This window comes from Sphingopyxis sp. PAMC25046 (assembly GCF_004795895.1).
Lineage (GTDB): Bacteria > Pseudomonadota > Alphaproteobacteria > Sphingomonadales > Sphingomonadaceae > Sphingopyxis.
Map to the genome: position 1 here is coordinate 3,600,381 of NZ_CP039250.1, position 14,578 is coordinate 3,614,958.

Annotated in this window: 14 protein-coding genes; 6 read left to right on the forward strand and 8 right to left on the reverse strand. The window is 64.5% G+C overall.

Features of this window, described 5'->3' with window-relative positions; genetic code table 11:
- The first annotated feature begins 23 nt into the window (after positions 1-23).
- Complete coding sequence (locus E5675_RS16910; RefSeq protein WP_136175518.1) at positions 24-701, forward strand: DJ-1/PfpI family protein; 678 nt, start codon at positions 24-26, stop codon at positions 699-701.
- Here the strand turns inward: E5675_RS16910 and E5675_RS16915 are convergent.
- The 5 genes from E5675_RS16915 to E5675_RS16935 form a co-directional block, all read right to left on the reverse strand.
- Positions 698-1,462: a glutaminyl-peptide cyclotransferase gene (locus E5675_RS16915; RefSeq protein ID WP_136175519.1), complete on the reverse strand. Its 765-nt coding sequence runs from the start codon at positions 1,460-1,462 to the stop codon at positions 698-700. The genes E5675_RS16910 and E5675_RS16915 overlap by 4 nt on opposite strands.
- Positions 1,463-1,600: 138 nt before the next feature.
- Positions 1,601-3,244, reverse strand: a complete 1,644-nt coding sequence (gene groL / locus E5675_RS16920; RefSeq protein WP_136175520.1) for a chaperonin GroEL — start codon at positions 3,242-3,244, stop codon at positions 1,601-1,603.
- 63 nt (positions 3,245-3,307) lie between these two features.
- Positions 3,308-3,595 carry a co-chaperone GroES gene (groES, locus tag E5675_RS16925; protein WP_037554105.1) on the reverse strand — a complete coding sequence of 96 codons (288 nt, stop codon included), beginning with the start codon at positions 3,593-3,595 and terminating at the stop codon, positions 3,308-3,310.
- Positions 3,596-3,730: 135 nt separating this feature from the next.
- The gene (locus tag E5675_RS16930; RefSeq protein ID WP_136175521.1) at positions 3,731-5,164 is read right to left on the reverse strand and encodes an MATE family efflux transporter; all 1,434 of its coding nucleotides are present in this window, start codon (positions 5,162-5,164) and stop codon (positions 3,731-3,733) included.
- Between the two features lie 143 nt (positions 5,165-5,307).
- Positions 5,308-5,880, reverse strand: a complete 573-nt coding sequence (locus E5675_RS16935) for a Pycsar system effector family protein (RefSeq protein ID WP_136176547.1) — start codon at positions 5,878-5,880, stop codon at positions 5,308-5,310.
- Positions 5,881-6,031: 151 nt separating this feature from the next.
- Between E5675_RS16935 and E5675_RS16940 the strand changes: the two genes are divergently transcribed.
- The 3 genes from E5675_RS16940 (at position 6,032) to E5675_RS16950 (ending at position 9,558) form a co-directional block, all read left to right on the forward strand.
- Positions 6,032-6,268, forward strand: coding sequence for an acyl carrier protein (locus E5675_RS16940; protein ID WP_136175522.1), 237 nt, complete (start codon positions 6,032-6,034; stop codon positions 6,266-6,268).
- Between the two features lie 8 nt (positions 6,269-6,276).
- Entirely contained in the window at positions 6,277-7,479 is a 1,203-nt protein-coding gene (locus tag E5675_RS16945; protein WP_136175523.1) for an aminotransferase class I/II-fold pyridoxal phosphate-dependent enzyme, read from the forward strand.
- 96 nt (positions 7,480-7,575) lie between these two features.
- Entirely contained in the window at positions 7,576-9,558 is a 1,983-nt protein-coding gene (locus tag E5675_RS16950; protein WP_247594663.1) for an ATP-binding protein, read from the forward strand.
- On the opposite strand, the gene E5675_RS16955 is transcribed toward E5675_RS16950, so the two are convergent.
- From E5675_RS16955 to E5675_RS16965, 3 genes are all read right to left on the reverse strand, one after another.
- Positions 9,555-10,415, reverse strand: coding sequence for a hypothetical protein (locus E5675_RS16955; protein ID WP_136175525.1), 861 nt, complete (start codon positions 10,413-10,415; stop codon positions 9,555-9,557). The two genes, E5675_RS16950 and E5675_RS16955, sit on opposite strands and share 4 nt — an antisense overlap.
- 170 nt (positions 10,416-10,585) lie before the next feature.
- Entirely contained in the window at positions 10,586-11,560 is a 975-nt protein-coding gene (locus tag E5675_RS16960) for an acylglycerol kinase family protein (RefSeq protein WP_037554109.1), read from the reverse strand.
- 4 nt (positions 11,561-11,564) lie between these two features.
- Positions 11,565-12,038, reverse strand: a complete 474-nt coding sequence (locus E5675_RS16965; protein WP_136175526.1) for a DUF2141 domain-containing protein — start codon at positions 12,036-12,038, stop codon at positions 11,565-11,567.
- 186 nt (positions 12,039-12,224) lie between these two features.
- Between E5675_RS16965 and lptF the strand changes: the two genes are divergently transcribed.
- Positions 12,225-13,379: an LPS export ABC transporter permease LptF gene (gene lptF / locus E5675_RS16970; protein ID WP_247594898.1), complete on the forward strand. Its 1,155-nt coding sequence runs from the start codon at positions 12,225-12,227 to the stop codon at positions 13,377-13,379.
- A complete protein-coding gene (gene lptG / locus E5675_RS16975) occupies positions 13,379-14,479 on the forward strand; it encodes an LPS export ABC transporter permease LptG (RefSeq protein ID WP_136175528.1) in 1,101 nt (366 codons plus the stop codon). The genes lptF and lptG overlap by 1 nt, the downstream gene beginning before the upstream one ends.
- The last annotated feature ends 99 nt before the right edge of the window (positions 14,480-14,578 follow it).

Consider the following 14,578-nt stretch of genomic DNA (forward strand, 5'->3'; position numbering starts at 1 on the left):
TGCCGATGCGAGGACACCATCCCATGACCAACACCGCTGCAACGACCATCGTCTTCCTGCTTTTTCCGGGCATCACCCAGCTCGACTTCACCGCGCCCGCGCAGGCGTTGTGCCGGATGCCCGGCGCGGTGCTGTCCGGCGCGGCGGCGCGCCTCGATCCGATCGCAACCGACAGCGGTTTCGCGATTCTGCCGACCCATGATTTTGCGAGCGCGCCGCAGGCCGACATCCTCTGCATTCCCGGCGGGCACGGCGTGACCGAGGCACTGAACGATGCGGCGACGATCGACTTCGTCGGGCGGCAGGCTGCCGACGCCCGGTGGGTGACGAGCGTGTGCACCGGCGCCTTCCTGCTCGGCCGCGCCGGGTTACTGCAAGGCAAGCGCGCGACGACGCACTGGGGTTATACGCATCTGCTCCCGCTCGTCGGGGCAAGCCATCAAAACGCTCGCGTCGTCGAGGATGGGAATGTCGTGACCAGCGGCGGCGTGACCTCGGGGCTCGATTTCGCGCTGACGCTGATCGCGCGGCTGAAAGGCGATGCCGTGGCGCAAGCGATCCAGCTCGCGATCGAATATGACCCCGCCCCGCCGTTCGCCGGCGGCCATCCCGACCGCGCGCCCGAGGCGGTAACCGCGGGGTTGAAGGCGCGCGTATATGATACGGCCGCGGCGCGGATGGAGGCGGCGCTGCGCGCCTAGCGACAGTCGGCGAGCGCGATCTCATATAGCTTGGGCCAGTTCTTGCCCGTCACGAACAGGCGCTTCCCTTCGTAGTCCCACGCAATTCCGTTGAGCACGCTGTCGGTGCCGCTCGCGCCCGCATCGGTCTTGAGTGTCGTGAGATCGAGCAGCGATGCGACATTGCCGGTCGCGGGGTCGATGCGGACGATGAAGTCGGTCATCCAGACATTCGCCCAGACCTGTCCGTCGATCGTCTCGAGCTCGTTGAGCATCGGGATCGGCCGGCCGGCGAAGCGCACCGTCACACGCTTCTGCTCTTTCATCGTCGCCGGGTCGAAAAAGCGCAGCTCGGGCGTGCCGTCGCTCAGCACCAGACTGTCACCGACCATCGTCACGCCCCAGCCCTCGCCTTCATATTCGAAGGTGCCGACGGGCTTCAGATCCTTGATCGACCAGCGATTACCGAGACCGCCCTGCCATGTGACGCCGATGATCTGGTCGCCCCAGCGCGTGATCCCTTCGCCGAACTGGTTCGATGGCAGTTTCGTTTCGGCGATCGCTTTTCCGGTGTCGAGATCGAGGCGGGCGACGCGCGACCGGCCATATTGGCCAGTCGCTTCATAGAGATGCCCGTTGTGCCAGAAGAGGCCTTGGGTGAAGGACGACGTGTCGTGCGGGAAGGTCTTGATGATGCGATAGCCGCAGCGTTCGACCGGCGGCGGGGCGGGCGTCGCTGCGACCGGCTCAGCGAGCATGGCAAGGGCGAATACAAGCATCATTGATGCTTAGCTATGTCGCCCGGGCTGAACTGGCAATGTCCCGACTCCCCTATTTCGTCATCGGGACAAATAGAAAAAGGGCCGGAGGATTGCTCCCCCGGCCCCGTTTCTCATCGGCTGAGCGCCTGAACGGAGGACTTAGAAGTCCATACCGCCCATGCCGCCCATGCCGCCGCCGCCCATCGGCATGGCGGGCTTGTCTTCGGGCAGTTCGCTCACCGCCGCTTCGGTGGTGATGAGCAGGCCGGCGACCGAGGCCGAATCCTGCAGCGCGGTGCGCACGACCTTGGTCGGGTCGATCACGCCGGCGGCCACCAGGTTTTCATAGACGTCGGTCGACGCGTTGAAACCGAAGTTGCTGTCGTTCTGGTCGAACAGCTTGCCCGCCACGACGCCGCCGTCGAAGCCGGCGTTCTCGGCGATCTGGCGGACCGGAGCCTGCAGCGCGCGACGGATGATGTCGACGCCGCGGGTCTGGTCTTCGTTCGCGCCGGTCAGGCCGTCGAGCGCCTTGGTCGCATAGAGAAGCGCAGTACCGCCGCCGGGGACGATGCCTTCCTCGACCGCCGCACGGGTCGCGTGCAGCGCGTCGTCGACGCGGTCCTTGCGTTCCTTCACTTCGACTTCCGACGCGCCGCCGACCTTGATCACGGCCACACCGCCGGCGAGCTTCGCCAGGCGTTCCTGCAGCTTTTCACGGTCGTAGTCCGACGTCGTGGTCTCGATCTGCGCGCGGATCTGCTCGACTCGGCCCTTGATCGCATCGGCTTCACCCGCACCGTCGACGATGGTGGTGTTGTCCTTGTCGATGGTGACGCGCTTGGCCTGGCCCAGCATGTTCAGCGTGACCGACTCGAGCTTGATGCCCAGGTCTTCGCTGATCATTTCGCCGGCGGTCAGGATCGCGATGTCCTGCAGCATCGCCTTGCGGCGATCGCCGAAGCCCGGCGCCTTGACGGCCGCGACCTTCAGGCCGCCGCGCAGACGGTTGACGACGAGGGTCGCGAGCGCTTCGCCTTCGATGTCCTCGGCGATGATGAGGAGCGGACGGCCCGACTGCACAACCGCTTCGAGGATCGGCAGCATCGACTGGAGGTTCGACAGCTTCTTCTCGAAGATGAGGATGTACGGATCCGACAGCTCGACGAGCATCTTTTCCGGGTTGGTGATGAAATAGGGGCTCAGGTAACCACGGTCGAACTGCATGCCTTCGACGACATCGAGTTCGAAATCGAGGCCCTTGGCTTCCTCGACGGTGATCACGCCTTCCTTGCCGACCTTTTCCATCGCTTCGGCGATCTTCTCACCGACTTCGGTGTCGCCGTTGGCCGAGATAATGCCGACCTGCGCGATTTCCGAGGTGCCCGAAACGGGCTTCGACTGCGCCTTCAGCGTCTCGACGACCTTGGTCACCGCGAGGTCGATGCCGCGCTTCAGATCCATCGGGTTCATGCCGGCGGCAACCGACTTCATGCCTTCGCGCACGATCGCCTGGGCGAGCACGGTCGCGGTGGTGGTGCCGTCGCCGGCCTTGTCGTTCGCCTTCGATGCGACTTCGCGCAGCATCTGGGCGCCCATATTCTCGAACTTGTCCTTGAGTTCGATTTCCTTGGCGACGGTGACGCCGTCCTTGGTGATGCGGGGAGCGCCGAAGCTCTTGTCGATCACGACGTTGCGGCCCTTGGGACCAAGGGTCACCTTCACCGCGTCGGCAAGGGTGTCGACACCCTTCAGAATGCGTTCGCGCGCGTCGCGCGAGAATTTGACGTCTTTAGCAGCCATGTGCTTGTTCCTTTCAAAGGCGCAGAAAACTGCGCAACTTCACTCTCGATTCGATGAAATCGCTCAGGCGATGACGCCGAGGATGTCCGATTCCTTCATGATCAGCAGCTCTTCGCCGTCGACCTTGACTTCGGTGCCCGACCACTTGCCGAACAGGATGCGGTCGCCGGCCTTGACGTCGAGCGGGGTGACCTTGCCGTCGTCGGCGCGGGTGCCCGAACCGACCGAGACGACTTCGCCTTCCTGCGGCTTTTCCTTGGCGGTGTCGGGGATGATGATGCCGCCAGCCGTCTTTTCTTCGGCTTCGATACGGCGAACGAGCACGCGGTCGTGCAGCGGACGAAATTGCATGGATATCCCTCCAATAGTGCAATGGATGTCGCTTAGCACTCACAGGGCGTGAGTGCTAACAGGCGGGGATATGGGTCCAGGGTGTGACAGCGTCAAGACAGGCGCGCGAAAATTTTGGGCGCCCGCCGACGATCTTCAGATGGGTTGCGTGGCCGCCGCGCGCAAGGGTGCCGTCGCGCCCAGCAACCCCAGCCGCTCGCGCTGCATCCAGCGCGCGATCATAAGCACCGCGACGATGGCAAGCCCCGTCGCCAGGCCGGTCCAGATGCCGACGCCGCCCCAGTCGCGCTCGAACGCCAGCCACGCGCCGACCCCGATGCCGATCACCCAATAGCCGAACAGCGCGAACAGCATGGGGACGAACGTATCGTGCAGGCCGCGCAACATCCCCTGCCCCACGACCTGTGCGCCGTCGGCAATCTGGAACAGCGCGGCGATGATCAGGAAGCTGACCGCAAGCTCGGCGACTTCGGCGTTCGCAGGATTGGTGCGGTCGATGAAAAATCCGGCGAGCGTTCCCGGGATCGCGAGCATGATGAGCGCCATCACCGCCATGAAGCCCGTGCCCATGGCAAAACTGGTCCAGCCGGCAAGCCGGATATGGTCGGCGTCGGCGCGGCCATAGCCGATCCCGACTCGCACCGTCGCCGCTTGCGCCAACCCCATCGGCACCATGAAGGTGAGCGAGGCGAGTTGCAGCGCGACCGCGTGCGCCGCGACCGCTGCGGTCGAAATCCAGCCCATCAGCATGACGGCGGCCGAAAAAACGCCGGCCTCGAACGCGTGGCTGATCGCGATCGGGGTGCCGATGCGCGTCATCTGGAAAAAGCGTGGCCAGTCGCTGCGCCACCAGCGGCCGAGCAGGTGATAACGGCGGAACTGCCGGTCGCGATAGACGACGCCGACCATCAGCAGCAGCATGACCATATTGGTTAGAACGCTGCCCACCCCGGCACCGACGAGACCGAGCGCGGGAAGGCCGAACTTGCCGAAAATCAGCGTGTAGTTGAACATGATGTTGCCCGCGACGCCGATCACCCCGACGATCAGCGACCACATGGGCCGTTCGAGCGCGGCGAGGAAATTGCGGAACGCCAGCGTCGCCAGGAACAGCGGGATCGACCACATATAGGCGCGCACATAGTCCTGCGCGAGCGCGGCGAGCACCCGGTCCTGTCCGAGCATGTTCAGGATTGCGCCGGTATTCCACAGAATGAGCATCATCGGCACCGCAACGACCGCGACAAGCCACAAGGTCTGGCGAAAGGTGCGCCGAATATCGCGCACCGAATTGGCCCGGCGCCCGATCTCGCTCGCCATCAGCGGCGATGCCCCCATCACCAGCCCCATGCCGAAAATGCCGAGCAGCATCGCGAGGTTGAAGCCGAGCGACGCCGCGGCAAGCTGCGTCGGCCCAAGCCACCCGACCATCAGGACGTCGGTCGCCCCGATCAGCGACATGGTCAGGTTGGTCAGGACCAGCGGCCAGGCAAGCGCCAGCGTCGCGCGAAATTCGGCGCGAAAACCCTGCGCATGATGCGCGGTAGCGGGGACGGGCTGGTGCAGCATAGCCGGCCCGGATAAGCGCGCGAATATCTCGGTTCAAGCGTGGTCGACGGAATGGAACACGATTGTTGGCGGGGGTGGCAGAAAGGCAACAGCGGGCCGATCCAGTGCCTCCCGGTGCCGCAACCACGGGGAGGATTATTGCGTCACGAACCCCACAGCCTTGCCATCTCCACGCCGAACGCCACGAAGGTCAGCGTCAGCCCGACGACGAACAACCGATAGGCATAAGCGAGATAGCGATATTTGCGCCGCGCCAGGACGACGCCGTTCTGATAGGTGTCGCGCAGCATTGTCTCATACAGATCCTCTTCGCTGCGCAGCCGGTTCTTCACCTCGGCGATAAATTCATCCTCGTCCATCTGGGCGAAGCGGCCGAAGAAGAGAATGTTGCTGTGATCCTTACCGTCTTTGTAGACGACCGGCAGACCTTTGCCGACGCGCGGGAGCACCGCCGAAACGGCGAGCAGCGCCGAGAGGAAGGAAAAGGTCGCGAGGATGGCGAGCGGCATCGCGAGCGCGCCGCCGCCCGACCGCGCCTGTCCGATCGCGAGGGTGAAGACGACGAAGGTCGCGCCCATCAGGATCGACGCCTTTTGATCCGCCATCTGCGACAATTGCATCGTCAACTGCTGGTTGGTGCGCACGAGATGCACCGCGTTCGGCGGATAGGAGACCGCCGGCGGGTCCCGCGATACCTCTGATTCTGCGCTGTCCATGCCAAGCTGCCCCTGCTGGCGACCCGCGACAGGGATGGCATGAAGTCCCGCGAGCGGCAAGATGCTGCCCTGTTCCCGCCGCATTCGCTTGCCAATCGGGAGGCTTCGCGGCATGCCCGCGCGCAACTTATTCCGCTATAGGACACAGTATATGAGCACCGCCATCAAGGACCAGATTTACGGTCTGATCGCACCCTTCAACAAGAAGGGCGTCGAACTGACCGACGCGACGACCTTTGCCGGCGATCTCGAATGGGACAGTCTGACCGTGATGGACTTCGTCGCCGAGGTCGAGGATACGTTCGACATCATCATCAGCATGAACATGCAGGCCGAGATCGAAACCGTCGGCCAGCTCGTCGCCGCGGTCGAGAAGCTGCAGGGCTGACCACCACGATGACCGACCTCTTTTCCAAATTCGACCCGCTGATCCAGCAGCGCGAGGCGCTGCTCGCGACCGGCGTCACCGATCCGTTCAGCCTCGTGATGGAAAAGGTGATCTCGCCGACCGTTGCGATCTGCAATGGGCGCGAGACGATCCTGCTCGGTACCTACAACTATATGGGCATGACCTTCGACGAGGATGTCATCGCCGCGGGCAAGGACGCGCTCGACAGGTTCGGCAGCGGCACGACCGGCAGCCGCGTCCTCAATGGCACCTATCAGGGGCACAAGGAGTGCGAGGACGCACTGAAAGAATTTTACGCCATGGATCATGCCATGGTGTTTTCGACCGGATATCAGGCGAACCTCGGCATCATTTCGACGATCGCCGGCAAGGGCGACTATGTCATCCTCGACATCGACAGCCACGCGTCGATCTATGACGGGTGCAAGATGGGCGACGCCGAGATCGTCGCCTTCCGTCACAACGACATCGAGGCGCTCGAGAAGCGCCTGAAGCGTCTGCCCGTCGATGCGGGCAAGCTCGTCGTGCTCGAGGGCGTTTATTCGATGCTCGGCGATATCGCGCCGCTCAAGGAAATGGTCCGCATCGCCAAGGAAAATGGGGCGATGGTGCTGGTCGACGAAGCGCATTCGATGGGCTTCATCGGTGAGCATGGCCGCGGCGTCGCCGAAGCGCAGGGCGTGATCGACGACGTCGACTTCATCATCGGCACCTTCAGCAAGAGCGTCGGCACCGTCGGTGGCTTCTGCGTTTCGAACCACCCGAAGTTCGAGATCATGCGGCTCGTCTGCCGTCCTTATGTGTTCACCGCCTCGCTGCCGCCGAGCGTCGTCGCGACCGCGGCGACGAGCATCCGCAAGCTGATGCACGGGTCGAACAAGCGCGCGCATCTGTGGGAAAATTCGAAGATGCTCCACCAGGGGCTCAAGGATCTCGGCTTCACGCTCGGCACCGACGAGCCGCAGTCGGCGATCATCGCGGTGATCATGCCCGACCTCGAAAGGGGCGCGATGATGTGGGAAGCGCTGCTCGAAGAAGGACTCTATGTGAACCTCGCGCGGCCGCCGGCGACCCCCGCGGGCATGACGCTGCTGCGCTGCTCGCTTTGCGCCGAGCATTCGAGCGAGCAGGTCGGCGAAATCCTCGGCCGCTTCGAACGCGCGGGCAAGCGCACGCAGATTATCGGCTGAACCGAGCGTTCACGCCGACCAGCGGATTCCTTTTCGCGGCGAATTGAAGCCGCGCGACCTTCGGTGCTTTGCGGCGCCCCGCTTGTCCGGTAAGAGATGCGCGTGTTCGAGCGGGATATCGACAGCGAAAATGACGGCCGGCGGGAGCGTATTCGCTTCTGGTCGACGATCGTCCTCGGCGCGATCCTGACCGGTGTGGTCGGCGCGCTCGTCCTGCTGCTCGCGCGCGCCAACGATAATTACGACCGATCGCTCGGCTGGCAAACGCAGAGCATGGAGGTCATCTCGCAGACGCGCTCGGTCGACGCCGCGATCGCACGCGCCGAGGCGGCGCTCGGCCGCTTCGCGGTGGGCCTGCAGAAAGAGGATGGGCGCATCTATGAATATCAATGGGGCCGCGCGCGCCAGTTCATGACGCGGCTCCAGCGCAATGTGCGCGACAATCCCAAACAAATCGCGCTGGTCGAGCAGCTGGCGCGCGAGATGGACAGCCGCGGCGAACAGCTGGGCGATGCGGCGCTCAGCGCCAATTATAACCAGACCGTCGCCGCTATTTCCAAATTTTACGCCGCCGGTCAGGGTGACGGGCTGGCCCGAATCGACAATCTGCTCAGCGAAATCATCGCCAACGAACGTGCGCTGCTGAGCGAGCGCAACCGGTTGGCGGCCGCCGACCGCGCCAGTCTCAACCAGGCGATCCTGCTCTTCTCGCTGCTCGGTGCCGCCGCGGCAGTCATTGCGATCGGCGCGACCTTCTCGCTGATCCGTGCCGAGGGCGAACGGCGCCTCGCCCGGCGCGAGCAGTTGGTCGAAAGCGACCGCGCGGCGCAGCTCGAGGCGGCGGTCGAGGAGCGGACCGCCGAACTCGCCGAGGCGAACGCGGCGCTGCGCAGCGAAATGACCGACCGCGAGACGGCGGAGGCGCAGCTACGCCAGGCACAGAAAATGGAGGCCGTCGGCCAGCTGACCGGTGGCATCGCGCATGATTTCAACAATATGCTCGCGGTCGTCGTCGGCGGGCTCGAACTGGCGCAGCGCTGGCTTCCCGATACGCCGGACAAGGCGCAGCGCCACCTTTCCAACGCGCTCGACGGCGCCAATCGCGCCGCCGACCTGACACGCCGCCTGCTGACCTTCGCCCGCTCGGAGCCCGCGCGCCCCGAAATGACCCCGGTCGACGAATGTATCGCGAGCTTTGCGCAGCTGATCGAGCGCACGATCGGCGACCGGATCGCGCTTACCCTCGACCTTCAGGCCCACGACCTTGCCTGCTGGGTCGATCGGCAGCAGTTCGAAAATGCCCTGCTCAACCTCGCGGTCAATGCGCGCGACGCGATGGACGGCCACGGGTCGCTGACGATCCGGACGCTGGGCGACGGCGAGAACAGGGCTGCGGCGCTCGCAGTGCAGGTGATCGACACGGGCTGCGGCATGTCGCCCGAGGTGCTCGAACGCGTCTTCGATCCCTTTTACACCACCAAGCCTGCGGGCCAGGGAACCGGGCTCGGCATGAGCCAGGTCTTCGCCTTCTGCCGCCAATCGGGCGGCGAGGTGCAGATTTCGTCGACCGAGGGCGAAGGCACGAGCGTCGCGATGCTGCTGCCCGTCGCCCAGCCGCTGACCAGCGACGCGGACGAAGTGGTACCCGGCGATACCGAAGCACCTGCGGCGCCCGCCGACGCACTCAGCATCCTGGTGGTCGAGGACGACGCGCGCGTCCTGGCCGCGACGGTCGACGCGGTCAGCGAACTCGGCCATACGGTGGTCGCGTGCGGCAATCCGCTGGAGGCCGAGGCTTTGGTCGAAGGGCGGCTGGCCGAAGGCCGCGGCGGGTTCGACCTGATCCTGTCCGATGTGTTGATGCCCGAACTCACCGGCCCCGAAATGGTCGCGCAGCTGAAACAGCGCTGGCCCGAACTGTCGGTGCTGTTCGTCACCGGCTATGCTGGCGATGCGAGCGAGGACGCAGCCTTTGGTGATCATGACGTGCTACGCAAGCCCTTCACGCTCAGCGCGCTCGACCGCGCGATCCGGCGGAGCGGCGAAACGCGGCCCGACGGCCAGCGGCTCGCGAGTTAGCGGATCGCGCCGCCCCGGATCAACCGCGGCACCAGCGTCAGCGCGGCGACGAGCGGCCAGCGGCGTTGCCAGGGCTTGATCTCGATCTTTGTGCCCGCGTGGCGATTGATCTTCCACGCCAGATAATCGATCCCGCCGGCGTAGGTCAGGCTGGCCTTGGCGAGCCGCGCAACGCTGAGCAGCTTGCCTTCCAGCCGCCGGCGCGCCCAGCCGCCCGCGCGAACGCCTGCCGGGATCGCCGCGATCGCGGGGCCACCGAACCGTTCGTAACGCGCCGCATCGGCATCGACGACCGACTGCGCCCGGCCCGCGCGTTCGGCGCGCAGCTCGACCGAATAGGTGAGCGAAAAGGCGCGCCGCCACCAGTCGAGCGGCGCTTCGCCCTCGACCTGTCCCGCCGCCGCTAGCAAGGTCGGCGCGGCGCGCGCCACCGCGGCGACCGCGCGGCTCGCCGCTGTGTCGTCCACCGCCCATGCGAGCCGTGACGGCTGAGCGAAACGCGCCCACACCGACACGTTGCGGGTCTCGGGACCGTTCAGCCGGTCGAAATCACTTTCGCTCAGCACCGCATATTTGGCGATCAGTCCGCCGTGCTGGAACGGAAAGACATTGGGCGGAATCAACCGGTTCGCGGCGGCCATCCAGCCTTTGGAATAAGCGTCGCCATAGTCTGAGACGATCAGATAGAAATCGAGCATCAGCCCGTCAAGTTCGCTCTCGCGCAAGCAGCTGCCATAAAAGAGCACCGCGCGCGCACTGCCCGGATAGTCGGCCGCGATCGCCGCCGCCATCGCAGTGACGCGCGGGTCGACGGGGATCGCAAGCTCTTCTCGGACGAGTTCGGAAATCGCAGACATGACTAAACCGCCTTACGATACCCGTTCGTGTCGAGCGAAGTCGAGACACTCATCGGAAGTCGCGACCCGGAGGGGCATCTCGACTTCGGCCAAAGCCCGAAGTCTATCCTGCGCGCCTGCCATGGCAGTCGAGGGGATCGAAGCGAACGGAGGAATATCAAACTTGTGACTTATGCGGCGAGGCGCAGGAAGGGCACCGGCTGCGTCGAGGTCAGGATGATCGGCATGCCGTTCTTCGCCTGAAAGATTTCGCCGTCGAGAATGACGTTCGAACGCTCGCCCTCGATACGAATCTCGTCGCCCTGCTGGAAATGCACGCCTTCGAGCTGCTTTTGCCCCAGCGTCCCGCGCCAGGTCGCGCCGAGCATGCGGAACAGCGCGCCGACGCTGCTGTCGGTCGCGAGCAGCTTCATATTGCCGTTCGTGCCATAGGCTTCGCTGGTGCGGATGCTGAGCAGCAGTTTCTCGAGCGTCGTCACGATCAGCAGCGAGAATTTGCCCTTGAATTCGCCTTGGCGGATCAGCGACACGGTCATCGGTTCGGGCTTGGGCGGCAGGCGCCCGCCGCCGACACCGAAGATGATCGCGAACAGCGCGAGCATCGCCGCGAGGAAATGCGAAATTCCGTTGGGCAGGCCGAGCGGATAGATGCGATTGCGGCAATAGAGCATCACGTCGGCGAGGTAGGCGCCGCCTAGGAACATGCCCAGCACCGGGCGCGATTCGTCGCCGCTGTCGAGCGAGATCAGCTGGCGTTCGATCACATGATCCTCGAGCCGGCCGCTCCCGACCAGATCGACGACGCGCTGCAACGCCTTGATCGGATCGCCCTCGGCGCCGAGGTCGAGCGCGATCAAATTGGTCTTGCCGTTCGGGAGCACCGCGACCGGCGGCGGCGAGCCGCCGAAATGGCCGCCCGAATAAAGTTCGGTCAGCGCCGCCTGCACTGTGCCGTCGCCGCCGTTGATGACGACGATGCGCGGGCTGACCATCGCCATCGTGCGGATCGCCTCGCCGATCTGATCGACGTCCTCGACCTCGTAATGGAAAATATCGGGGTGCGCCGCGCAATATTCGCGAACCCGCGGCAACAGGGCGCGGTTGCCCGTCGAACGTGGATTCGAAAGGAGCGCGACGCTGGCCATATCTTTACATATATTTCATCGTGATCGAGATCGTCTTGGGCGCATCCCCGACCGAAAAGGCCGTCTTCTTGTAGCTCGGCTTGCCAAGGTTGAAGATGTTGATGCTCGGATTGTTCGACATCCCTCCGCCATCGCGCGAGATGTCTGTCTTGCCGTTGCCGTTGACGTCGTGGCGCACGGCGATGCCGTACACCCCCGCTTCGGGCAGCGGCACGCAGACGGTCATCGCTCCGGCACGCGCCGGCACTTCGATGCGCGCGAGCCAGCGGCCCTTCTCGAGCCAGTCGGCCGCCGTGCCGCGATAGCTTTGCACGCGAATCTTGCCGGTCGACGCCTTGACGCCGCTGATGCGGACCAGCGTCGACGGGCCGCTCTTGCATTGCGACAGATCGTTCGAGATGACCCGGCCTTCCGCCTGCGCCGTCGCGGCGACAGCCAGCACGGAAACGCCAAGCAGCGCGGATACAAATTTCGACATGACCTCAAAACCTCCAGAGGCTATAGCCACATCCGCACACGCTAAGCGCGCGCCGACGTGGGTCCCTGTCGCCCTTGAATCGGCATATCGGAAACAACTGCGGCCAAATCATGGTGATGGGGCGACGAAAGATTGAATAAGCTTCCTGCCATCGACCGCTACATCGCGCGGCTCATCTTTTTCCCGATGCTCGGCACGCTCGTCCTGTCGGCGATGCTGCTCGTGCTCGAAAAAATGCTGCGCCTCTTCGACTTCGTCGCGACCGAGGGCGGCCCGGTCAGCGTCGTGTGGCGCATGCTCGCCAACCTGATCCCCGAATATCTCTCGCTCGGTATTCCGATCGGCCTGATGCTCGGGATTCTCCTTGCTTTCCGCAGGCTTGCGACGTCGAGCGAGCTCGACGTGCTCAAGGGCGTCGGCATGAGTTTCGGGCGGCTAATGCGTATTCCATTCGCCTATGCGATCGCGCTTGCGGCGCTCAATCTGGCGATCGTCGGCTTCATCCAGCCCGTCGCGCGCTACGCCTATGAAGGGCTGCAGTTCGAATTGCGTTCGGGCGCGCTCGGGGCGTCGATCAAGGTCGGTGAATTCACCAAATTGGGCGACCGCATGACGCTACGCATCGAGGAAAGCTATAACGACGGGCGATCCCTGCGCGGCATCTTCGTGCGCGGCGACCAGCGCGACGGGCAGCGCGTGTCGGCGACCGCGGCGCGCGGGCAGTTCCTCGCGACCGACGACCCCAACACGATCATCCTGCGCTTGTCGCAGGGCGTGCTGATCCATGAATCGCCCAAATTCTCAGTGCCGCGCGTGCTGACCTTCGACAATCACGATCTGCCGATCCCGCTCCCCAAGATCGAGGCGTTCCGCCTGCGCGGCGGCGCCGACCGCGAGATGACGATCCCCGAACTGTTCGTCGCGGGCAAGGACAGCAGCCAGCCCGAACAGACGCGGCTTGAATCGCGAGCGAATTTCCACTTCCGCATCGTCGAGGTGATGTCGATGTTCCTGATCCCGCTGATCGCCGTCGCGCTCGCGGTGCCCCCGAAACGATCGACCTCGTCGCTCGGCGTCTTCCTGTCGATCGTGCTGCTCGTCACCCAGCACAAGATCAACCAATATGCCGAGGATCTGGGCGCGCGCGGGACGATCGATCCGCTGATCGCGCTCTGGGTGCCCTATCTCCTCTTCGCCGCGCTCGCGATCTGGATGTATTATACGATCGCGCACGTTCCCGGCGGCCAGCCGATCGGCGCGCTCGAACGCGTCGCCGCCAAGGCGGCGCAAAAAATCCGTGCGGCCCTCGCCGTCTTCCAGCGCAAGCAGCGGCTTACCTGATGCACCAACTCCATTTTTTCCCGTCGCGCACGATGGCGATCTATGTCGGCCGCCTGTTCCTCGTCCGCTCCTTCTCGATCCTCTTCGCGCTTGTACTGATCCTCCAGACGCTCGACCTGCTCGGCGAAAGCGGCAAGATCCTGGGCGTCGCCGGCAACAGCGATGCCGACGTGTGGCGCTATGTCGGGATGCGGCTGCCGCAGATCATCGAGACCTTTCTGCCTTTTTCGGTACTGCTCGGCACGATATTGACGATGGTGACGCTCAACCAGAACAGCGAGGTGATCGCGATGAAGGCGTCAGGCATGTCGGCGCATCAGGTGCTCGCGCCGCTGTTCCTCGCCGCGCTGCTCGTTGCCGGCATCAGCTTTGCGTTCAACGAACGCATCGTCACGCGTTCGACCGCGGCGCTGAGCGCCTGGCAGAAGGTCGAATATAAAAAGGTCCCCAAGGACAGCGGTATCCGCACCAATATCTGGGTTCGCGACGGCGACGACCTGATCAACGCGACGACGGTCGATACCAGCGGCCCGGCGATCACCCTCGGCTATGTCACGATTTACGAGCGCACCGGCGGGGTGCTGTCGTCGATGCTGTCGGCGGACAGCGCGCGCGCGGTCGCGGGCGGCGGCTGGGAACTGACGAATGCGCGGCGCTTCATCCGCCGCTCGGGCACCGTCGAACCGCTGGGCACGATCGTCGCGGCGAAAAATGTACGCCCCGACCAGTTCACGCTCGCGCAGGTCGACGGCGACGAACTGCCCTTCCTCCAGCTCCGTTCGGCGATCGCCGACCTCGAGGCCGCGGGCCGCCCCGTCGGCGCGCTGAAGGGCGTGCTCTGGCACAAGATTTCGGGGCCGCTCTCGGCGATATTGATGCCGCTATTGGGTGCAGTCGCGGCGTTCGGGCTCGCACGCTCGGGCAAGCTGTTCGTACGCGCGATCATCGGCATGGGGCTCGGCTTCGCCTATTTCGTCGCCGACAATTTCGCGCTCGCAATGGGCGATCTCGGCGCCTATTCGCCCTTCCTCGCGGCATGGGGTCCGTTCATATTGTTCGCGCTGATCGGCGAGATGATTTTGATCAGGACCGAGGAATAGGGAGGCTTTTCGCCGTCCTTTGTATCGTCATCCCGGAATTGATCCGGGATCTATCCGCAGCGTTGAAGGAATGGATCCCGGATCAAGTCCGGGATGACG

Coding starts and splice junctions, on each gene's coding strand:
- E5675_RS16910 (WP_136175518.1), top strand. CDS start 24: ATGACCAACACCGCTGCAACGACCATCGTCTTCCTGCTTTTTCCGGGC.
- E5675_RS16915 (WP_136175519.1), bottom strand. CDS start 1,462: ATGATGCTTGTATTCGCCCTTGCCATGCTCGCTGAGCCGGTCGCAGCG.
- groL (WP_136175520.1), bottom strand. CDS start 3,244: ATGGCTGCTAAAGACGTCAAATTCTCGCGCGACGCGCGCGAACGCATT.
- groES (WP_037554105.1), bottom strand. CDS start 3,595: ATGCAATTTCGTCCGCTGCACGACCGCGTGCTCGTTCGCCGTATCGAA.
- E5675_RS16930 (WP_136175521.1), bottom strand. CDS start 5,164: ATGCTGCACCAGCCCGTCCCCGCTACCGCGCATCATGCGCAGGGTTTT.
- E5675_RS16935 (WP_136176547.1), bottom strand. CDS start 5,880: ATGGACAGCGCAGAATCAGAGGTATCGCGGGACCCGCCGGCGGTCTCC.
- E5675_RS16940 (WP_136175522.1), top strand. CDS start 6,032: ATGAGCACCGCCATCAAGGACCAGATTTACGGTCTGATCGCACCCTTC.
- E5675_RS16945 (WP_136175523.1), top strand. CDS start 6,277: ATGACCGACCTCTTTTCCAAATTCGACCCGCTGATCCAGCAGCGCGAG.
- E5675_RS16950 (WP_247594663.1), top strand. CDS start 7,576: ATGCGCGTGTTCGAGCGGGATATCGACAGCGAAAATGACGGCCGGCGG.
- E5675_RS16955 (WP_136175525.1), bottom strand. CDS start 10,415: ATGTCTGCGATTTCCGAACTCGTCCGAGAAGAGCTTGCGATCCCCGTC.
- E5675_RS16960 (WP_037554109.1), bottom strand. CDS start 11,560: ATGGCCAGCGTCGCGCTCCTTTCGAATCCACGTTCGACGGGCAACCGC.
- E5675_RS16965 (WP_136175526.1), bottom strand. CDS start 12,038: ATGTCGAAATTTGTATCCGCGCTGCTTGGCGTTTCCGTGCTGGCTGTC.
- lptF (WP_247594898.1), top strand. CDS start 12,225: ATGCTCGGCACGCTCGTCCTGTCGGCGATGCTGCTCGTGCTCGAAAAA.
- lptG (WP_136175528.1), top strand. CDS start 13,379: ATGCACCAACTCCATTTTTTCCCGTCGCGCACGATGGCGATCTATGTC.